This window comes from Streptomyces sp. NPDC001858, from assembly GCF_053594615.1.
In genome coordinates this window covers 190733-211752 of record NZ_JBSFEV010000002.1, presented here as the reverse complement: position 1 = coordinate 211752, position 21020 = coordinate 190733, and the positions used below count along the sequence as shown (strand labels likewise).

Annotated in this window: 14 protein-coding genes; 8 read left to right on the top strand and 6 right to left on the bottom strand. The window is 67.9% G+C overall.

Going from position 1 to position 21020, the window contains the following annotated elements; translation table 11 throughout:
* Positions 1 to 597 precede the first annotated feature (597 nt).
* The 4 genes from ACWCPF_RS03525 to drmB are packed head-to-tail and all read left to right on the top strand — an operon-like array spanning position 598 to position 12366.
* A complete protein-coding gene (locus tag ACWCPF_RS03525) occupies positions 598 to 5352 on the top strand; it encodes a DEAD/DEAH box helicase (RefSeq protein WP_451043266.1) in 4755 nt (1584 codons plus the stop codon).
* Complete coding sequence (locus ACWCPF_RS03520; protein ID WP_451043265.1) at positions 5349 to 7253, top strand: UvrD-helicase domain-containing protein; 1905 nt, start codon at positions 5349 to 5351, stop codon at positions 7251 to 7253. The genes ACWCPF_RS03525 and ACWCPF_RS03520 overlap by 4 nt, the downstream gene beginning before the upstream one ends.
* Positions 7250 to 10513 carry a helicase-related protein gene (locus ACWCPF_RS03515; protein WP_451043264.1) on the top strand — a complete coding sequence of 1088 codons (3264 nt, stop codon included), beginning with the start codon at positions 7250 to 7252 and terminating at the stop codon, positions 10511 to 10513. Before ACWCPF_RS03520 ends, ACWCPF_RS03515 begins: the two co-directional genes overlap by 4 nt.
* Positions 10510 to 12366 (top strand): DrmB family protein, encoded by a 1857-nt coding sequence (gene drmB, locus ACWCPF_RS03510; RefSeq protein WP_451043263.1) that lies wholly within the window; start codon positions 10510 to 10512, stop codon positions 12364 to 12366. Before ACWCPF_RS03515 ends, drmB begins: the two co-directional genes overlap by 4 nt.
* A 237-nt stretch (positions 12367 to 12603) precedes the next feature.
* On the opposite strand, the gene ACWCPF_RS03505 is transcribed toward drmB, so the two are convergent.
* On the bottom strand, positions 12604 to 13233 hold the full coding sequence (locus ACWCPF_RS03505) for an ATP-binding protein (protein WP_451043482.1): 630 nt from the start codon (positions 13231 to 13233) through the stop codon (positions 12604 to 12606).
* A gap of 216 nt (positions 13234 to 13449) precedes the next feature.
* Here ACWCPF_RS03505 and ACWCPF_RS03500 point away from each other — a divergent pair, with 216 nt between their 5' ends.
* Positions 13450 to 14298 (top strand): helix-turn-helix domain-containing protein, encoded by an 849-nt coding sequence (locus ACWCPF_RS03500; RefSeq protein ID WP_451043262.1) that lies wholly within the window; start codon positions 13450 to 13452, stop codon positions 14296 to 14298.
* A complete protein-coding gene (locus tag ACWCPF_RS03495) occupies positions 14295 to 14507 on the top strand; it encodes a DUF397 domain-containing protein (protein WP_451043261.1) in 213 nt (70 codons plus the stop codon). Before ACWCPF_RS03500 ends, ACWCPF_RS03495 begins: the two co-directional genes overlap by 4 nt.
* Positions 14508 to 14538: 31 nt before the next feature.
* Here the strand turns inward: ACWCPF_RS03495 and ACWCPF_RS03490 are convergent, their stop codons facing one another.
* The 4 genes from ACWCPF_RS03490 to tgmA all read right to left on the bottom strand — a co-directional run bounded on the left by ACWCPF_RS03490 (position 14539) and on the right by tgmA (position 18170).
* Positions 14539 to 15522: an HNH endonuclease gene (locus tag ACWCPF_RS03490; protein ID WP_451043260.1), complete on the bottom strand. Its 984-nt coding sequence runs from the start codon at positions 15520 to 15522 to the stop codon at positions 14539 to 14541.
* A 209-nt stretch (positions 15523 to 15731) separates the two neighbouring features.
* Entirely contained in the window at positions 15732 to 16946 is a 1215-nt protein-coding gene (gene tgmC, locus ACWCPF_RS03485) for an ATP-grasp peptide maturase system methyltransferase (RefSeq protein ID WP_451043259.1), read from the bottom strand.
* Entirely contained in the window at positions 16930 to 17907 is a 978-nt protein-coding gene (gene tgmB / locus ACWCPF_RS03480) for an ATP-grasp ribosomal peptide maturase (RefSeq protein WP_451043258.1), read from the bottom strand. The genes tgmC and tgmB overlap by 17 nt, the downstream gene beginning before the upstream one ends.
* On the bottom strand, positions 17907 to 18170 hold the full coding sequence (gene tgmA, locus ACWCPF_RS03475) for a putative ATP-grasp-modified RiPP (protein WP_451043257.1): 264 nt from the start codon (positions 18168 to 18170) through the stop codon (positions 17907 to 17909). The genes tgmB and tgmA overlap by 1 nt, the downstream gene beginning before the upstream one ends.
* Positions 18171 to 18339: 169 nt before the next feature.
* Here tgmA and ACWCPF_RS03470 point away from each other — a divergent pair, with 169 nt between their 5' ends.
* Both ACWCPF_RS03470 and ACWCPF_RS03465 read left to right on the top strand, forming a co-directional pair.
* Complete coding sequence (locus tag ACWCPF_RS03470; RefSeq protein ID WP_451043256.1) at positions 18340 to 19605, top strand: helix-turn-helix transcriptional regulator; 1266 nt, start codon at positions 18340 to 18342, stop codon at positions 19603 to 19605.
* On the top strand, positions 19602 to 20153 hold the full coding sequence (locus ACWCPF_RS03465; protein ID WP_451043255.1) for an N-acetyltransferase: 552 nt from the start codon (positions 19602 to 19604) through the stop codon (positions 20151 to 20153). The genes ACWCPF_RS03470 and ACWCPF_RS03465 overlap by 4 nt, the downstream gene beginning before the upstream one ends.
* A 4-nt stretch (positions 20154 to 20157) precedes the next feature.
* On the opposite strand, the gene ACWCPF_RS03460 is transcribed toward ACWCPF_RS03465, so the two are convergent.
* Complete coding sequence (locus ACWCPF_RS03460; protein WP_451043254.1) at positions 20158 to 21015, bottom strand: hypothetical protein; 858 nt, start codon at positions 21013 to 21015, stop codon at positions 20158 to 20160.
* Between the last annotated feature and the right edge of the window lie 5 nt (positions 21016 to 21020).

The following is a 21020-nucleotide window of genomic DNA, read 5'->3' as shown; positions in this document are numbered from 1 at the left end:
GAAATTCCGCTTCCCTTTCGCGAACGTTTGCGAAAATCGGAATATCGACATCCGGAAATCGATTCGCTAAATCACTTAGCCCGAACGAGTGAACCCTGCTAAGGTCGTTGAAGGTGGTTCTACCTCCTGACTCAGGAATCTCTGAGTGACAGACGGCACAGCCATGTCTTCATCGAAAAATTCTCCGGAAGTTCTCGTGGCACGAGGACCCGGAAGACAAAACAGGAGGAAGAGCAACGTCATGGATGAGCCTTCCGGGGAGGCGGACCCTCCGTCCGCTTTCGAACCTTTTTCTGGACGCGAGATCCACTGTCTGGAACTCCAGAAGTTATCGACGGGCGACGACGTACGGAAAAAGCAGATCTTCAATTTTTCCGGACTCACTCCCGAAGATCTCGACGAGTCCTGACACTCCTTTCGAGGATTCACCGAAATCCTCAAGAGTCGCCCGGGACAATCCCTCGACCGACCTTCCGGAGCCCCGCAGGCAACTCGGTCCAGCCATCCTCACCTGCACATTTCAGAGCAGATTTGTCTCGTTGCTTTCCGCTTTCCTGATTTCGTCATCCCGCCCACCGCAGGAGTCGTGAAGAAGCAGTGTCCGAACCCTCGTCGCCGGTATCGCTGGTCATCGCCACCGTCCTGGAACAGTCATCGCGCGTTCTCCAGACATACGAGGTCGACCCCGGCCTGATTCCCGAGCACGCCAACGGTGAGCGCCGAATCACCCAGGGCGGGTACGGAGATCGGCAGCTGTTCGAGCTCGTCCAGAACGCCGCCGACGAAATCGCGGACGAGCCCGGCGGTACCACTCATGTGGTTCTCACCACCACCCACCTCTACTGCGCCAACGAGGGTTCACCGGTGACGGCCGAGGGCGCCGAAACCATTCTCCGTATGAGCATGTCCCGTAAAAGGGGTGGCCAGATCGGCCGCTTCGGTGTAGGGGTCAAGTCCGTTCTGGTGGTCACCGACGCCCCTCAGTTCTTCAGTACCTCCGGTGCATTCGGGTTCGATCGCGAATGGGCACGCGAACAGATCCGCTCGGTCCCCGGTGTCCTGGAACGTCTGGGCGACCGGTTCGAGGCTCCGGTGCTCCGGATGGCCCGCCCGCTCGACGCGGCTGTCGAGCGGGCGGCGGACCCCGTGCTCGACGAGCTGCTCGGCTGGGCCAGCACCGTCGTACGGTTGCCGTTGCTCCCCGGGGCCGCCGGCAGGTTGGCGCTGGACATGCACGGGGGGAAGACCTCCGCCGGGACGAGCCGCGAGGAGTTCCCGCTCGGGTTCCAGCTCCTCTCCCCGCACGTGGCGCGGGTGGTGCTGGAGGACCGCAGGACGGTTCCTTCGGCCCATCGCGTGCTCTCGACCGAGCGGGACGGGAATCTGCACACGGTGCGGGAGGAACGGACGGACAGGTCGCCCCGCGACACCCGGTGGCGGGTCTTCACCGCCACGCACGAGCCCGGCCGGGCGGCCCGCGCCGATGCCGGTGAACTGCACGACCGCCTCGATCTCGAACTCGCGTGGGCGGTGCCGGCGTTCGAGAAGGACCCGGAGAGCGGGCTCTGCATCAGTCGGTCCCGGGGACGTGGCCGCTTCTGGTCCTTCTTCCCCACCAAGTACGAGATGTCGTTGAGCGGCATCCTCAACGGCGCGTGGAAGACCAACGAGGACCGGCAGAACCTGCTGGACTCCTCCGCGTTCAACGAGGAAATGATCAAGGTCTCCGCCGCACTGGTGGTGGACTCCCTGCCGGGCCTGTCACCGGCCGACGATCCCGCCGCGTACCTCCCTCTCCTGCCCGGGCGTACGAAGGAATCGATCAGCTGGGCCGACGACTTCCTGACCCAGGAGATCTGGAAGCGGGCGGCCGGCAGGCCCTCGCTCCCCGATCAGGACGGCGTACTGCGCGTTCCGACCGAACTGCGGATCCCGCCTCGCCTCGACAAGGACCACCACACGACCTGGGCACGGATGTGGCACGAGACGCCCGGTCGACCCTCGAACTGGCTGCACCCCTCGGCGGAGGTCAACATCCTTCGCTCGGGAAAGGTCCAGCACGTTCTAGACGCAGCCGAGCACGAGCGATCCAGCGTCCGCGAGTGGCTGGAGGCCCTGGTCCCGGACGGCTCCGCGGTGGCGTCCGCGACCGCCGTCCGCATTCTCGCGGACATGGTCCGGACGGGTTCTCCGTACGTCGAAGAGGCGCGCAAGGCCAGGGTCGTGCTCACCGAGGAGCACGGCCTGGTGCCGCCCGTCCCCGGTCAGGTGTTCCGTCGCGCCGACGACGACGGGCCCCGCGAGTCCCTGGTGTACGTGGCACCCGAGATCTCCGAGGACCCCGAACTCGCCTCCGCCCTCGACGCGCTCGGGATCCGCGAGGCCGATGTGGAGGGCCGCTTCGTCAGCGTCCTCGACCGAGGCCTCGACGGCTACGGCGACGCCGACTGGGAGCGCTTCTGGAATCTTTTCCGTCAGGCCGGCGGACACCGGCTGATCGACACCGTGCTCCAGCACGTACCGGACGTCCCCCGTACCTTGCGGGTGCGCACCGCCGACGGGAGGTTCCGTCCGCTGCGCGACTGCATGCTGCCGGGCGCGGTGGTGAGCGCCGAACGTGACCCACGTATCGCCGTCGACATGCGCTTCCACTCCGACGACCTCGCCGTCTTCCGCCAGGTGGGCCCGAGAGAACGACCCACCACGGCGCGGCCCGAGGGCGAGGCCTGGTTCGAGGAGTACCGGGAGGCGGTCCACGCGACCTACCTGCATGGGCTGGACAAGCGCGCCCCCCGGCCCACCCTCAACCGCTTGAAGGTGGAGGGAGCCCCCATCGGAGGACCGCTGCACCTGTTCCCGTCGCTGTCGGAGGAGTCCCGCGCCGCCTTCCTGAAGGCCCTGCCGGACGACGCCGTGGTGGACAACTGGACGCGGCAGATCGGCGCACAGTCGAGCACACGGCAGGCCGTCGAGTCGCCGATCCGCTGGATGCTCAGGAAGCACGGCACGGTCCTCACCTCCCAGGGCGTCAAGCCGCTGGCCGAAGCGGTCGGACCTCAGCTGGCTTCCTACCGCGACGTCCTGCCGGTGGCCGACCTGTCCCCCGAGAAGGCCCGAAAGCTGCGGCTGCCCACCACGGTCGACGACGTGCCGGCCGAACGCTGGGCACCGCTGCTGCTGGAACTGACCCGCAGCGAGGACGACAGATTCGTCGGCAACACGTACGTGATGCTCACCCGGCTGGGTGCGGCTTTCCCCGAGGACTCCCTGACCCGTTGTCGGATCGGAGACACCTGGAGCACCCGTCCCGACGACGAGATCGTCGTCGCCGTCGGCGCGGCCGAGTACCGTGCCCTGCGCGCGGAGCAGCTCCCCGCGCTGCTCATGGGGACGGCGGCCGACGCCGAGCTGATGATCGAACAGTGGGGCATGAAGTCCTACACGGGGGCGATCACCCGTGAGACCCGCGAGGTCCCGGAAGGCGAACCGGTCCCGCTCGTCGAGCTGTACCCCGCGCTGCGCCAGCGGCTCGGCAGCGCCCATCGCGGCAGTCTGGTGCAGCGGTGCACGGAGTTGGAGGAGGTGACCCGGACGGACAACGGCACCAAGTCTCGCGCACTGGACGCGATCCGCCAGGGGACCACGGTCAAGGTCCTGGTCCCCTTGGAGCGGGAGCCGATGCTCCGTCTGATCGACCGCGAACTGGAACTCGGACTGGGCGCGAGCGGCTGCCGGACGGTTCTGGAGCGTGAGGAACAGATGGCCCGGGACAGCGCGGCCCAGGCCGCGGTGAAGGCCGTGCGTGACGCGACGGACGTGGTCACCAAGATCGAGCTGCTGATCGGCACCGAGGCTCTCCGTTCGGGGCTGCCGGACGGTCTGCTGGACGCGGAGGCGGAAGCGACCGGGGGCACGGAGCCTTCCGCGCACCGGGTCGCGCAGATGGCATTCAACGCGCGCGGCGACAGGGTGCTGCACCACCACGCCCGTGACATCCAAGTCCGTTTCCCCAACGCACCTGTCGGATACGGGGGTTCGGCGGCGGCGATCTCGTTCGTGTCCGGTCTCGGGCTGCCGATGACCTTCGCGGGTTCCCGCACACCGTCCCCGCCCGCCTCCGAGACGGTCGACGGGCCGCGGGACTTCCCCGCGCTGCACGCCTACCAGGAGGATCTGGTCCGCAACATCACCACGCTGCTCGACCGACTGGCGCCGCAGCGGGCCATGCTCTCGCTGCCCACCGGCGCGGGCAAGACCCGGGTCACCGCCGAGGCCGTGATCCGCTGGGTGAAGCGGGTGGGCGAACTGGAGGGGCCGCTGCTGTGGATCGCGCAGACCGAGGAGCTGTGCGAGCAGGCTGTGCAGAGCTGGAAGTTCGTATGGGGCAAGGTGGGTGCGGAGCGTCCACTCACCATCAGTCGGCTCTGGGGAGGCAACGAGGCCGGTGACGTCCAGGGGCACCCACACCTGGTGGTGGCCACCGACGCCAAGCTGGAGCGGTGCCTGGACGGCGACGCCTACGACTGGCTGCGGAAGGCCTCCTTGGTGATCGTGGACGAGGCGCACACCGCGATCTCGCCCCGATACACCGCCATTCTCGGGGAGTTGGGGCTCACGCAGTACGAGACCCGACGGCATCTGCTCGGTCTGACCGCCACCCCGTTCCGCAACACCAACGAGGAGGAGACCAGCCGTCTGGTGGGCCGCTTCGGCCGGCGACGTCTGGACGAAGGCGTCTTTCCCTCGGGCGACCCTTACCGGGACCTCCAGGAATGGGGCATGCTCGCCCAGGTCGAGCACCGCACCCTGGAGGGCGGCAGCATCGAGCTGACCAGTGACGAGAAGGTCCAGGCGGACCGCATGGCCGTGCTCTCCCGCTCGGCCGAACAGCGCCTGGTCGAGGACCACGCGCGCAGTCTTCGTATCGTCGAGGAGGTGGCCGGCCTCCCCGAGGACTGGCCGACCCTGCTGTTCGCGACCTCCGTGGACCACGCCAACTCGCTGGCCGCCCTGCTGAACGACCGGAACGTGCCCTCCGCAGCCGTCGACTCGACCAACAGCATGCAGGACCGTCGTAGGCGCATCGACGACTTCCGCGAGGGACGCATTCGCGTGCTCACCAACTACGGCGTACTGACTCAGGGGTTCGACGCTCCCGCCACCCGTGTCGTGGTGGTGGCCCGCCCGGTCTACAGCACCAACGTCTACCAGCAGATGATCGGTCGCGGCCTGCGCGGCCCGAAGAACGGTGGAAAGCCCACCTGCCTGATCCTCAACGTCAGCGACAACATCGCCAACTTCGACACCCAGCTTGCGTTCAACCAGTTCGAGCACCTCTGGAGCCGTAAGTGACCGACGCCTATCTGGACAGCCCCCCGCTCACCGAGGAGCAGCGGAAGGTCGTCGAACAGCCGTGGGACTCGCGGGTGTTGGTGACGGCGGGAGCCGGGGCCGGCAAGACGCACACCCTGGTGCGCCGACTGGACGCGCTGTGCGGTCACGAGGACCCGGAGGAGTCGTTGCAGGCCGCCGAGATCCTGGTCCTGACCTTCTCCCGTGCAGCCGCCCGCGAACTGCGCGAGCGGATCGCCCGGCACGGCGAGCGGGCCCGCCGGGTCCGGGCGCAGACCTTCGACGCCTGGGCGTACGGAGTGCTCGACCGGACTTTCCCGGACGGGGAATGGGGAGGCACGAGCTTCGACGAGCGGATCGCGGCGGCGGTGGACGCGGTCGAGAAGGGAGCGCTGGAGATCGGCGACTCCGATCCGCCCTCCCATGTCGTCGTGGACGAGGTGCAGGACCTGCTGGGCGTGCGTCGCGAGCTGGTGGAGACACTGCTCGACCGCTACCGGGACAGCTGCGGCTTCACGGTCGTCGGGGACATGGCCCAGTCCGTGTACGGGTTCCAGATCGCCGACCCGGACGAACGGCTGGACGAGACCGGCCGGTTCTTCGACTGGTTGCGCGTCTCCTACCCCGACGACCTGGTGGAGCTCGAGCTCACCGGCAACTTCCGGGCCACCACCGACGAGGCCCGGGTGGCGCTGGCGTACGGCCCGCGTCTCCAGCGGCTCACAGAGCGGGACGAGGCCGGCGTGCTCTACGACGAACTGCGCGACCTGCTCCTCGACCCGGTGAACGGCATGGGCGACCTCACCGACGAGTTCGCTCTGGACGGTCTGCGCGACCTCTCCGACACCTGCGCCGTCCTCACCCGCGACAACAGGGAGGCTCTCGTGGTCTCCGAACTGCTGCACGCGCACGGCGTCGAGCACCGGCTGAGACGTCCGCTCGAAGACCGTCCCGTTCCTTACTGGGTGGGCGAGTTGCTGCGTCGTGCAGACGCGACCGGTCTCACCGAGGACCGGTTCCGGACCATGCTCGGCGAGATCCCCCTGCCGTTCGAGCCGGACGCGTCGACGCTGTGGACCGTCCTGCGGAGGGTGGCCCGCGGGTCCGCGCGGGGCGTGCTCGACCTCGGCCGACTGCGGCACGCGGTTGCGGGGGGCAGATTCCCCGACGAGGCGGCCGACCCCGAAACCGCCCGGATCGTCGTCTCGACCGTCCATCGGGCCAAGGGGCTGGAGTTCGACCGGGTGATCCTCCTGGCCCCTCCCAGCACCGAGGAACTCGCCCGGCGGTACACGGACGACCTGGACCTGCCCGCCGAGGCGCGTGCCCTCTACGTGGCGATGACCCGCGCCCGACAGGACCTGTACCACGTGAAGTCCCCGGAGCTGCCGCACTTCGGGCGGACGGGGAAGCGGGGCGACGGCCGGCGCTACCTCGGAGGCTGGCAGTCGTACAAGCGATTCGGCATCGTCGCCGAGGCCGGCGACGTGGATCGGGACGACCCGCCGGGCCCCGAGGGGAACGCGGGTGACGTGCAGAGGTACCTGTTGGAGCAGGTCGCTCCCGGGCACTCCGTTGTACTGCGCAAGCGGCACGACATGCCCATGGGCGAGTCGCAGAGCCCGCCCTACGCCCTGCTGCACGAAGGGCGGGAGATCGGGGAGGCCTCGCGACGGTTCCGTGAGGACCTGTTCCGGGTGCAGAAGGTGAACAGGACGTGGGAGCCTTCCTGGCCCACCGAGATCCACGGCCTGCGGATCGACACCACGGAAACCGTGACGGGCAGCACCGCGGCCGGCGCCAACGCCGGTCTCGGCGACCGGGGCGTGTGGATCGCCCCCAGGATCACCGGCGTCGGACGGTACCGGTGGACGGACAACGACGAGGAGCAGAACACGTGACGAACGGGGCGTACGGGCACTCCGAGCACTACCGCGTGCGGGACGAGGACCTCCTCGTGGGGCTCCGCCGCGAACTCCTCGGCCCTGCCGAGGATGCGGACAAGGACGACCGGGAGGAGATCCTCACCCAGGACACGCCCATCGACCGGTACCCGACCGGGGTTCTGTACCCGGGTTCGGCGGACAAAGGCGCGGCGGAAGCGCGCAATGAGGAGGCCGCCGAGCAGGACGGCCTGGACACCCCGCCCGTGCTGACCCGCGACAGCGTGGAGGAGTCCGGCGCGGAGCGTGACCCGGGGCGGCCGGGGGACCGTCGCCCCTCGTCCATGGGCCTGACCTTCGCGGTCGACCCGGACATAAGCGGGACGATCGTGGTCTCGACGCGCGCCGCCGCCTACCGTCCGACCGACACGGACGGCAGGCCGATCGAAGCGCGCAGGGCCGAGGCCCGCACCTTGTCCGCCCAGCGTGAGCACTGGCGGCGGGAGGAACTCGATCTCCCGGACCACACGATCGACGTCACCGTGCCGGGCAGCGGCGTACGGGCCCGGCTGCACACCGACAGGAAGCTCGACCTGCACGCGATCGTCCGTCGCCCCGACCCGCGGTCGGGGGCGGTCAGCGTCACGGTGACCCTGATCAACGCGGAGCAGGTCGGCAAGTACGACCTGAAGGACGCGTTCTCCCTGTTCCAGTGTGGCCTTCGGGTCCGCGCCGCCGACGGCTCCACGGCGTTCGTCGAACGCTCCGCGAGGACGACCTCCCACGACCCGGAGGTCGCCACGAGCCGGCTGCTGCACCGGCACGCGCCGACCTTCGCCGTCGGGCACGGCTGCTCGGCGGAATGGGAGTGGACGCCATCGCCCATCGGGGTGACCGACACCCATGAGGGCGGCGTGCCCGAGGTGCGCAGCCAGTTCGTACCGTCGGTGGAGGTGCTGCTCACCGACTCCAACCCTGAGATCGACAGCTCGACACTGTCCATGCTGGGACTGGCGGAGAAGCCCGACGCCGAGATCCTGGCCGCACTGGAAGGTCTCGCCTCGGGGTACGAGCGGTGGATCGACCGCAAGCGAGCCGAGGCCGAGGCCCTGGCCGGCACCCAGCACGATGAGGCCGCGCGGAATCAGGTGAGGGCCTGCCACGAGGCTCTCGGACGCATCCGTGAGGGTATCGAGCTGCTGCGGACCAAGCCCGACGTGATGCGGGCGTTCCGCCTGGCCAACCGTGCCATGGCCGATCAGCGCGCCCGCAGCGACTGGGTGCGGAAGGGACGGATCGGCACGCCGGACCTGACCAAGGGGCGCTGGCGCCCGTTCCAGATCGCGTTCGTGCTGCTGTGTCTGGCAGGGATCGACGACCCCCGCCACGACGACCGTGCGCTCTCCGACCTGCTCTGGTTCCCCACCGGTGGTGGCAAGACGGAGGCCTATCTCGGCCTGATCGCACTCACGTCGTTCCTGCGCCGCATCCGTAAGGGAGCAGCCGGCGCCGGAGTCACGGTGATCATGCGGTACACGCTTCGTCTGCTCACCCTTCAGCAGTTCGAGCGCGCGGCGATCCTGCTCTGCGCGATGGAACAACTGAGGCGTCGCGAACCCGAGTTGGGTGAGGAAGAGTTTTCCGTCGGCATGTGGGTCGGCCGTTCGGCCACTCCCAACACGCTGGAGAAGGCCGACGAGAAGCTCGTCGAGCTGCGCCGGAACCTCGGCAAGAGCCTCGCCAAGGAGAATCCCGTCCAGTTGCACGCCTGTCCGTGGTGCGGTGAGCGGCTCGACGCGCGCGACTACGACGCCGACGTCGAGGCCGCACGGATGTTCGTCCGCTGCCCCGGCGAGCGCTGCGACTTCGCCGACGGCCTGCCCGTCCACCTGGTCGACGAGGCGGTGTACGCCGCCCGGCCGACGCTGGTGATCGCCACCGTCGACAAATTCGCTTCGATGCCGTGGCGCCCGGCCACCGCGGCACTGTTCAACCGGGACGACACGACCGACCCCACTCCGCCGCCGGAACTGATCGTCCAGGACGAACTCCACCTGATCTCCGGACCGCTGGGGACCCTGACCGGCCTCTACGAGACGGCCGTGGACGCCCTCGCGAACAAGCCCAAGGTCATCGCGTCCACCGCGACCATCCGCCGCGCCGCCGACCAGGGCAAGCACCTCTTCGCCCGCGGAGTACGTCAGTTTCCCCCTGCCGGACTGGACTCCCGCGACTCCTGGTTCGCCGTGGAGACCCCTCGCGAGGAGAAGGCGAGTCGCCGCTACGTCGGCCTCCTGGCACCCGGCACCAGCCAGTCCACGCTGCTGATCCGTACGTACGCCACCCTGCTGCACCGGGCGATGCACGCGGACACGGACGACGACGGGGTGAAGGACACGTACTGGAGCCTCGTCGGCTACTTCAACAGCCTGCGACTGCTCTCGGCCGCGGAACTCCAGGTCCACGACGACGTGGTGGCGTACCTGGAGCTGCTCGCCGAGCGCGAGGGAAGGGAGGTCCGACCGATCCCGAACTACTCGGAGCTGACGAGCCGCGTCGACGCCAGCGAGATCCCGACCCGCCTCAAGCGCATCGAGAAGCGTTACCCCGACGAGGACGCGGTGGACGTGCTTCTGGCCACCAACATGATCGCGGTCGGTGTGGACGTCGACCGGCTCGGTCTCATGGCCGTGATGGGCCAACCGCAGACCACGGCGGAGTACATCCAGGCGACCAGCCGCGTCGGGCGCGCACACCCGGGATTGGTGGCGGTCATGCTCAACTCCTCCCGTTCCCGGGACCGTTCACACTACGAGAGCTTCCAGCACTTCCACTCGGCTCTCTACCGGGAGGTCGAGTCCACCTCGGTCACCCCGTTCTCCGCGCGCTCCCGCGACCGGGGCCTGCACGCGGTGATCGTGGCCCTGGCCCGCATCCTGATCCCGGCCGCCCGCCCCAACGACGGTGCCGCCAAGGTGGAGTCGTACGAGGCGGTGCTCAGGAACGAGGTGAAGGACATCGTCCTCGACCGCGCCGGCACCGTCGACAGCAAGGAGATCACCGCCGTGTCCAGGGCGTTCGACGAGTTCGTGGATTGGTGGTGCAAAGAGGCCGATGTCCACAGCGGCCTGCTCTTCGAACCTCAGCGAGGCAGCCGCTCCCCGTCGATCCTGAAGTCGTACGACGACGAGACCGAGGACCGCGAGGCATGGCCCACGCTGTGGAGCCTGCGCGACGTCGACGCCGAGTCCGCACTGTTCATGGAGGGAAACCGATGACCCCGCCCCCCGCCCGCCGCCGCCGTACGGGTCAGAGCGGTGCGCCCGCCCACAACCTGCCCCGGCGGGGTTCGGTCCGCCGCGCCCAGGCCATCACCACCTACGGTGTCGGCTCGCTCATCGCGGTCGACCAGGAGTCCTTCGTCGTCTCGGGTCTGGACGACGCGGAGAGGAGTTGGCGGGCGGACGAAGCGCCCCGGATCTACGAACGGCGTCTGGCCCGCCTGCTCGGCGTCGGCTATTTCCGGCTGCCGCCCGCGTCCGCCGACGACAGCAAGGACGGCATGCGGGTCCGCCGGTTCCCCCAGATGCACTCCTGCCCCGACTGCGACGAGCTCCAGCGACACCGCGACTTCAACCCGCCCGAGGGGCGCAGCGTCTGTGGCACCTGCGAGGTCGACCTGGTCCCCTCCCGCTTCGTCGTCGCCTGCGAGGACGGGCACCTCGACGAGTTCCCGTACTGGCACTGGGTCCACCGGTCCACCGAGCCGGGGACCAAGGCCGGGCGGTGCGGCGGGCAGCTCAGGCTGCGTTCGTCCGGTCGTACGTCCTCGCTCCGCTCGATCGTCGTCTCCTGCGACTGCGCCCCGAAGCCCGAGGTCTCGATGGAGGGCTCCTTCCGCAAGGAGACGCTCAAGGACCTCGGTCTCAGGTGTCAGGGCGCTCGTCCCTGGCTGGGCGATTCGGCCAAGGAGGCGTGTGGGCTGCCCCTGCGCACCCTCCAGCGCGGCTCTTCCACCGTATGGCAGCCGGTGTTGAAGTCGGCGCTGTCCATCCCGCCTTGGAGCGACGGCCGTTCGGACCCGCTGGCCGAGCACTGGGACTCGCTGCGCGAGTGCGCCGACCGCAGTGAGGTGGCGGGGTACCTGAAGGCCGTCCTCAAGGGCAAGACACCCATTCCGTTGGAAGTGGTGATGACGCTCCTGGACGCGGAGCGCGAGGAGGATCCCGACGGCGACACAGCTCCCACCTTCGACCACCGCTATCGCGCTCTGCGGAACAAGGAGTACGAGCGTCTCCGCGCAGGCAACGAAGACAGCGAGCACACGCACGACGAGCAGTTCCTCTGCGAACCCCCGGTGGGCGACACGGCCGTGCTGAAACCGCTCGGCGTGACCGACCCCATGCTGGTCAAGCGGCTCCGCGAGGTGCGCGCGCTGAAGGCCTTCACCCGGCTCGCCGACCCCGACTCGTCCACCGAGGCGAAGGAGATGCCGCTCGCCGGCGGTCCCGTGCCGTGGCTCCCGGCCATGGAGGTCCACGGCGAGGGAGTGTTCCTCCGTCTGGACGAGGAACGGCTCGGCTCCTGGGAGCGGACGGTCGGCGTGGCGGCTCGCGCGGAACGTCTGCGCACGGCCCATCAGCGGGTGCTGGAGGAGCGGGCGGGCGACCGCCGCCAGGCCGTCCGGTCCCCTGCCTCCCCCCGCATGGTGCTGCTCCACACGCTGGCCCATGTGCTCATCAACGAGTGGAGTCTGGAGGCGGGGTACCCGGCGGCGGCGCTCCGCGAGCGTCTGTACGCGGACGACGACATGGCCGGGGTCCTGATCTACACGGCGACGAGCGACTCGGCGGGCAGTCTCGGCGGCCTGGTCGCACAGGGCGAACCGCACCTGCTGGACCGTGCGGTCCGCTCGGCCGTCCTCCGTGCCGAGTGGTGCTCCTCCGACCCCCTCTGCATGGAGAGCGGAGTGTCCGGCACCGGTGGCACGAACATGGCCGCCTGCCACGCATGCGTGATGCTTCCGGAGACGAGCTGCGAGCACAACAACGTCCTGCTGGACCGGGCGCTGCTCGTCGGAACTCCGGAAGATCCGCACCTGGGGTTCTTCGCGAAAGTGCTGGCGCAGTGACAGCCGGCAGGCCGTGGGCCCCGACAGCGAACGACGCTCTCGACCGCCGCCGCCTCGGCAGAAGCAGGGAGGAGCACGTCACCTGACGCCACGGTCCGGTCCCTGCCTCTGCATCCATGCACGCGGGGACCGACGAGCAGTGGATTGCCTTTGATGCAAGCCCATCCTCCCCAGGGCGGGGTACCAGGAGTCTGCACGATGCACTCCCGCTCGCCGCGCACGGCGAGGCCGTGATCCTCAGCTGTTCAGTTCGGCGTCGTAGCGGGTTTGAGCACGATCCAAAGCCTCGTCCACGTCGCAACCGTGGGCGCGAAGCCAGTGAAGAAAGTCCGCGATGGCCGTGATCACCGAGTCCTCGACCACGGCCCTTCCCAGTCTTCCCGGGCCACGTTGGAGGGGCGGCTTCACACCCGGGTAGAGCGCCAGCAATGCCTCAGCCCGCCGCACACCAGGGCCTTCCACATGGCCGTTCGGGGACGTAAGGCCCGTTTCCAGCTCACACGACGTGACCTTCCGGTCGAGCCGAAGCTGCACGCCCCAGCGGGCGGCGACCGTGTCGACGAGGGCCATGCCTCGCCCACCCTCCGAGTCGACGTTCGCGGCCAGGAGGGTGGGCAGGGCGCGCGTATCGGGATCGTGGACCTCGATACGCAGATGCACCCCGTTCATCGACACCGCGAGTGTGGCCGGTGTTCCGGGGCCGACGTGCGTGATGACGTTGGACGCCAACTCGCTCACACAGAGCTGGGCTTCGTCAGTGACGTCGTGCAGACCCCAGATGCCGAGGTGCAGCCGCATGACCCGGCGCAGGGCCGCCACCTCTCTCGGCTCGGCTGTGAAGGCCAGGTCCCACGGTTTGCGCGTCATGCAGGCTTCCTGTCCCACGAAGACCCCTCTGGTCGCAGGTGACACCCCGGAAAGCCACGCACTGTCACGTGGCGTCACGATGAGTTGCATCGCCATCAGAGTGCAGCCGGCGGATCCCTTCATGCAATGTGCACAGCGAGATTCCCACTTCCGAGTGATTGGCAAGCACGTCCCTTGGCGTGAGACTGAACGCCCGCTATCCGAAACGGGGTTGAAATGGCCGGATCGCCCACGGCACGCCGTCGTCGCCTCTCGTACGAGCTGAAGAAGCTCCGTGAGGAGGCCACTCTCACCTGCGCCCAGGTCGGCGCGGCTCTGGACTGGAGCGGCTCCAAGGTCAACCGCATGGAGACGGGCAGCGGTCGGGTGCAGCCGTCGGACATCGACGCCCTGTGCCGGTTCTACAGCACCAGCGACGAGCTCCGCGAGTTTCTCAAGTCGCTCGCCCGGCAGGCCAAGATGCGCGGCTGGTGGCAGGTTCACGGTTCAGGCGTACCGGAGTGGTTCAACATCTACATCGGCCTGGAACAGGAGGCCTCCACCTTCCGCCAGTACCAGTGCGAGCTGGTGCCCGGCCTCATGCAGACCCACGCCTACACCTCCGAGCTCCACAAAACCGGCGCGCACATGTCCGCCGAGGACATCGACAGGGCCGTACGAGTACGCATGGAGCGTCAGGCTCTGCTGAAGCAGCCCGACGCCCCCGAAGCCTGGTTCATCGTGAACGAAGGGGCGTTGCGCAATGTCATCGGGGACCGTGCCCTGATGCGCGACCAGCTCGAACACGTCCTGGGCACTGCCCAGTTGCCCGCCGTGACCCTTCAGGTCCTCCCTTTCGACTCCGGCACCTATCCGACCACGGGCTCCTTCACCATGCTGGGCTTTCCCGCACAGGAGGATCCCGACATCGTCTATCGGGACGGCATCACCGATGCCGTCTACCTGGAGGGCGAGCATCATGTTCGTGAGTACAGCCGAGCGTTCGACGGCCTGCGAGCCGCCGCCCTGAGCCCTCAGCGCTCGGCCCACCTGATCGAAACAGTCTTGAAGGAATACGCAAGGTGAGCATTGCAGCGCCCAGCCAGAACAGCCGGCCGACGTGGTTCACGTCGTCGTACAGCAACGGTGCGGGAGGGGAGTGCGTCGAGTGCGCGTTCACGGACGACGGCGCGCTTGTTCGCGACTCGAAGCGTGCGGCAGGCGCTCGGATCGCTGTCCGAAGCGGGGCTTGGTTGTCGTTCATACGTGCTGTCAGGCAGGATGCCGACGGCTGAGGGTTCCTCAGATCATCTCGCAGAGTGCCCCTCACCAAGTCGCCACGGTCGACGCATAGTGCTCCTCCACGGCGCTCCGGTCGATCAGGTCCGTGTTCGGGATCCGTAGTGAGGTGCCGTCCAGTTCGCTGTACATGGCGTAGCCGCCGAGGCTCGGGGCGACTTGGACGATGAAGTCTTCAGGCCTGATGGCCAGGAGGCCGCTGTCGAAGAGGTGATGGATGTCCGAGCGGAGGAGAATGCCTTCCTCCTCTCTGTGCCGCTCCGTGATCGCGAAGGAGCGGAGGTGGGCAGCCTCGAGTACTTCCGCGGGAGCAGGCCCCGTGACCGCGCAGATCATCCCGTATCGACGGACCAACGCTCGGCGGAACGCATCCTGCCCCCGTCGCACGGCCACCGTTGTCCGCCGGCGCCCGCCAGGAAGCTCGAAGGGGCGAGGCCGAGTGACGGCGGATGCCGGTCTCCTGCGAGGAAGTCGGACGCCTCTGAAGGCCACGGCCGCAAGGACCCCGGAGTAGTCCAGGGCTTTGATCGACTGCTGGTCGGAATTGGTCAAGCTGAGTTCGGAGAGCAGGGTCTTTTCGAGGCAGCCCTCAAGAGCCTGCCAGGTTCCTCCGTAATGGGCCCGATAGGAGGTCACCTCTATCGTTTCGGTCGAAGGGTCGTCGAATGTTTCTCCGCACGGACTGCACCTGAATCTGGGGAGCGTAGAGGTCCGCTCCTTGAAGCCGGTGCTCCCGCAACCAGGGCATCTGCTCCGGAGCTTCTCCTGGTTCGGGAAGATCTCCAGCTGCTCGACGTAGCCGATACCGAGAGCTTCACGTCCACTTCGGACCACAACGAGGTCGTCCAGTGCAACACGTCGATGGTTACCCACGGTGGAGTCGTAGCTGTAGGACTCCTCGACGACGTCCTCGTAGCCGGTGTTTCCTTGGAACTGTCGATCCTCACCTGCGATCAGGAACGACCAAGCACGTCCGACAGCTTCCCCCATGACCATCCCTGTCTCGTCCATGACACAAGCTTAGGAGCCCGCACTGACATCGAGCTCGGGACTCCGCGCGTCCGGACGAGGTGGGGACTGCCTCGCAGGAACCCACCTCGGGCCGCCGCTCGCGAGAGCAGGTCGACCCAGGGTGCCCAGCATTCCGAGGTGAGATCCACATCCTTCCGGCCCGTGCTCAGCCAGGTGTCGTAGTCGCATCAGCCTCGTCGCCGACCGGATCAGGCAAGCCTGTGTTCCCATCGCAGCAAAGGACTCTCCCCGATCCAGTGCGAGCGGTGCTTGGTCGTGATCTTCCTGCCGCCGATCCAGTAGGTGTGCACGCGGTCTGTGATGTGGAGCCGTACCGCGCTCATGTCGGGCTGCCCGGCGTCCTGCCAGCTCATGAGGGCCTGTTCGATGTCGTCCCACAGCGCGACGGGGCCTCCTTGGCTGACCGTCCAGCCGGAGGCGGCCTCCGTGAATGCCGCGAACGCCTCGCGGTCAGGGTCGAACAGGTAGAGCGCCAGGGTGCCGTCGCTGCCCGTGGCGCGTACGAGCTGGGCGGCCGGTGCGGCGAGTTGAGCGAGAAAGGCCGGCATCCACTCGTCCAGCAGGGTGGGCGGTACCTTCACCGGACGTTCCGTGTCCGGGTAGGCAGTGCGGGCAGACAGGTCCCCGGCGAGCGGAAGTGATGCCTGTGAGCGGGCGTGCATGAAGGAGGAGCGTCCGATGATCCGCCCCTCGGCGCTGCCGTCCTCGTTCACGGCGACCTTCGCCAGGCCGGTGCCGTACGACCAGGAGCCGACGGTGCTGAGGATGGTGCCGCCGGGCCTGGTCTGGCGCACCCAGGTGTAGGGGATACGGCGTACGGCGCAGGTGGCGATCACTCGGTCGTAGGAAGCCCGGGCCGGGTGGCCGAGAAGGCCGTCACCGGTGACCGTCCACGTGGAGTATCCGGCCCCCTCCAGCGCGGCGTCCGCACGGGCGGCCACCTGCGGATCCACTTCGACCGTGGTGACGTTGTCCTCACCAAGGCGGTGGCACATCAGAGCGGTGGAGTAGCCGGTGCCGGTGCCGATCTCCAGCACGCTGTGGCCGTCTTCGAGCTCCAGGTCCTCGATCATGCCGATCACGGTCACGGGTGTGGTGGACGACGATGTGGGAGTCCCGGTGACGAAGTCGGCGCTCTGGTCGGCGGTCAGGGAGCCGTCCAGTTGGGTGGCCAGGGATTGTTCGCTGTACGCGGTGTCGAGCCACTCCTTCGCGTCCGTGCCGAGCGCGTTGATCGGGCGCCAGCGTCCGCCATCCACAGGAAGGAACACACCCGGGTGCAGAAACAGCTCACGCGGGACGGTCTCGACCGCTGCACGCCACTGGGGACTCCTCAGGATTCCGGCGGCCTCCAGCCGGTCGGCGAGGGCGCGCCGCTGTGGAGCGCTATCGGACAGAGACATCTTCTTCTCCTTGAGTGAGCAGGTCGGCGAACGCGGCGGCCATGTGCAGTCCGGTCTTCTCCTCCAGCCATCCCCACTGGCCGTTGGGATTCAGCTCCAGCCAGTGGAACTCGCCGCCGTGATCCAGGGCGAGGTCGAAGGATCCAGAGACGAGACCGAGGTGGTCGAGGTAGGCGAGAAGGGCCTTCACCAGGCTGTCCGGCAGGTCTACCACGCCGTACCTGAGCCGGCCGTAGTCCTTGCGCCAGTCCAAGAGGCCGGAGTCGATGCGTACGGCGAACACCCGCCGTCCGACGATGAGAACTCGCACATCTGCGACCTTGTCCACGCATGCCTGGAACAGGTGCGGTGTGACGCGGACGGAGTCGTCCAGTTCCTCTGCGCGAACCGGCTCCGCCCACGAAGTGAGGCCGACACCGTCTCGCTGGTACGGCGTCCATCGCAGCGTTTTGTGGACCACCTCACGGTGTTCGCGGATGAACCGACGCGCCTCGTCGAGGTCGTTCGTCACGAGCGTGGGCGGAACCGTGAGGCCCATTCGGTGGGCGAGTGCCAGTTGGGCGGGCTTGTAGTCGGCGGCCGCGTTCCTGAGTGGGTGATTGACCCACAGGCAACCCGGTAAGGCGTACAGGATTCCACCGAGTCCGTAGCGGACCTGCGCGGCGGCGAACAATGCGTCGACGTCCCGTAGGTGCTCGAATTCCGGCCAGACGGGGCGGCGCCAGTACACCGCTCGCGCGTGTTCCAGGCCGGCCGTACGCGATGGAGTTCGGATGTGCCCGGCCACCGAGGCCGGGCAGCTGCCGAGTCGTGCTGTGACCGTCAGGTCGAGACCGATGTCAGCAGGGTTGAAACGGACCACCGGCACGCCGCGCCGGTTGAGGTGGGTGATCACCATGTCGGCGGTGATGTCGTTCTCCTCGGTGGCCACCAGCACGGGCCTCTCCTCGGTCACGGTCATCAGTCTTTGTTGCTGTCCTGGTCGTGTCCTTGATCGGGCTGCGAGTCCAGGTTGGTGGAGGTGGACGTCTCGGTGCCGGAGCTGGTGCCGTGCTTGCCCATCTCGACCACTTGGCCCCGATGGTCGCGGAAGACGCCGGTCTGCGTGGCCGGATCGACCGTGACCGTGGCGAACGGCAGCTTCACCGTCGTCGGATAGGGGGCCAGTCGGCCGACTCCCCATGGGTGAGTAGCGGTGATCCAGTGCGGCTTCGTGTGGGCCACGGATTCTCCTTGATGGGTCGTGTTCATGCTGTGACACTCAGTGAACGGCAGGAGCGGCGCTGATCGGCAGGAAAGACCGTGCTCGCGCACTCCGCGCTCAACCGGAAAAACTGACCCTTCCTTTACTCGCGCCAGGATGAGCACGGCATCCCGCCCTTACGGTGGTCGCGTGGCGGAGGCGAACGAGAAGTTCAAGGCGCGCATGCGCGAACTCGGCTTCACGCAGGAAGAGTTGGCGGAGGCGATCAACAGGGCGATCGAGCAGGTCACCGGCAGGCAAGGAACCGTCTCCGTCCGCACGATCCACAATTTGGCGACGGGAAGAACCCGATGGCCACAGGTCCGCCAACGACTGGCACTGGAGGCAGTATTCGGGTGTACGACGATCGAGCTGGGGTTCACTCCCCACGCCAGATCTTCGGTCGAACAGCCAACACCCGAAAGCAGTCGGCACCACAAGGAGGAGCCCGTGCTCCGCCGAACCTTCCTCACCAGCGCCTCCGCCTCCGCCCTCGCGCCCATCGCGGGCTCCTCCAGCCTGTCGGGGCGCATCGGTCAGTCCGATGTGAACCGGCTCGCCGCCCAGTTCGCACTGATCATCGCCAACGACAACAAGGCAGGCGGAACCCATCAGGTCGAGGCGGCAGCACTCGTCTGGTCGCAACGTGTGCTGCACCTCCAGGACACACGACCCGCCTCACAGCGCGTACGCGGTCAGCTCTACGGCCTTGCCGCGGCCTTCACGGGCTCCGCCTTGTGGGCCGCGATCGACGGCGGGCGGCTCGACCAGGCCCGTCAGCATCTGAGCGAGGCGATCGCTCTCGCCGGCCTTTCCGGTGACTCCGCAATCCAGTTCCGTGTCTGGGGACACGCTGGGGCGTACTACCGGCATCAGGGCCAGTACGCCAATGCTCTCGCGGCCGACGAAGCCGCAAAACGTACTCGTGCCGCCCGCGACCCTCTCTACGCCTCTCTCGCCCACGCGCGTGCCGCCGTGCACCACGCCGATCTCCGCGACCGCCAGGCCGCCCTGCGCTCCCTCGGCGTCGCCGAGACCAATCTGAGCCGGGCTGAGGCGGGGGCGCAACGCCCCGCGTGGCTGCGGTTCTACGACTCCGCCGAGTTCCACCTCCTCGCCCTGACGACCAGCGCCACGCTCGGCTTGTGGGAAGAGGCAGAGGCACACGCTCACCACACGCTTGCGACACTTCGGCCGGACCTGAAACGCAACCGGGCCCTCACCCATGCCTACCTCGCCCACGCGCAGCTCGGCCAGCACGAGCCCGACCTCGCCGTGCCCACAGCCAACAAGATCCCTGCTCAGGCTCGACACGGACGCACCGCCCGTCTGCTGAACACCTTCGGACACCGCCTCCACGCCCTCGTCCCCGACGCCCCCGCCACTCGCGAGTGGTTCGAAACGGAGCTCCTGTGAGCCTTGAGTTGCGCCACCACACAGCCGTCGAGCCCGTGCGCCGGACGATCGTCGACATCCATGTCGAGGTCCGTCAGCGCGACTTGGGCCTCACCAGCCCCTTCTACTCCGCCGACCGCTTCCACGAGCGCCTGACAGGACACAGCTCGCTGCCGGGATGGGAGACAGTCATCGCGTACGACGGGACCGAGCCCGCCGGTTTCGCGTACGCCACCCCGTTGGGCCCCGGCACTCGCTGGTGGCGAGCCATGACGACCCCACTGCCCGACGGGTACACGGAAGAGACGGGCAAGCGCACGCTCGCGCTGAACGAGATCGTGGTCCGGCGCGCATGGCGCGGGACCGGCCTCGCCCTCCGCATCCACGAGGAACTTCTGGCCGGCAGAGAGGAGGACCGGGTCACGCTGCTGGTCAATCCGAAGGCGGGAGACGGCAAGGTCCAAACTGTCTACGAGCGCTGGGGCTACGAGAAGATCGGCGAACAGCAGCCGTTCGAGGACTCCCCGGTCTTCGCCTCGATGATGCGCGATCCGCTGCACCAGGTATGAGCTGTCAGCCGGCCTGAAGCTCCATGACAAGCCGCTCCGCCATGTGGCGCGCGGAGGCCGAGCGAGGGTCCTCGGGGTGCGCTCCAGGCCCGAGGATCTTGGCACACGTGAACAGGGTCATCAGTCGGCCGTCCCTGCTTTCGAAGTCGCGGTGCCGCTCGTGCAGGACACGCGCGGCCAGCGCAGGGACTGCGAGCGAACTCCCCCACAGTGACGCGGAGTCCAGACCCCGAGGGGCGTTCCCCCAGTCCTCCCAGTCGAAGAGACAGAACGTCGGCGCGGTCATGTTGGCCCAGTTCAGGTCCGCGTGAGCCGGTGCCCACTGCTCGACGGTCGTGTCGAAGTCGTCCGGGAAGGCGGTGCGAATGGACTTGGTGACGAGCGCCTGGGTGATGGTGACGGTGTCCGGCGTCGCGATGCGGCTCGTTCGCTGAGCCGCGAGCCCGTCCAGCGAGGTGTTGAACGCCTGCCACCACGCGTCCGTCAGCTTCGGATCTTCACTCAGTACGGCGGTGCCCACCGGAGTCCCGGGCAGAAGCTCGGTCTCGTCAGCACGCCACATCGCGGGCTCGTCGGAGTCCTGCCAGACCGCGCATCCCCGCCATGCGGGCTGAGCAACGCTGTTCAACCACGCGGCGCACTCGGTGCCGTTCCATCCCTGGTCACCGATCTTGTCGAGCGGGCGACGTTCCACCCGGATCCACGTGTCACGATCCGTACGGGCTCCCACGGAACGGCGCTTACGCACGATGGTGTCCAAACCCAAGCGCACCTGAAAGGAACGCTCGACACGCTCAAGAACCTCATCTACTGGCTGGAGGCGCAGATCAACAGAACGACCAGCGGAGACCGAGAGCGTCATGAAGG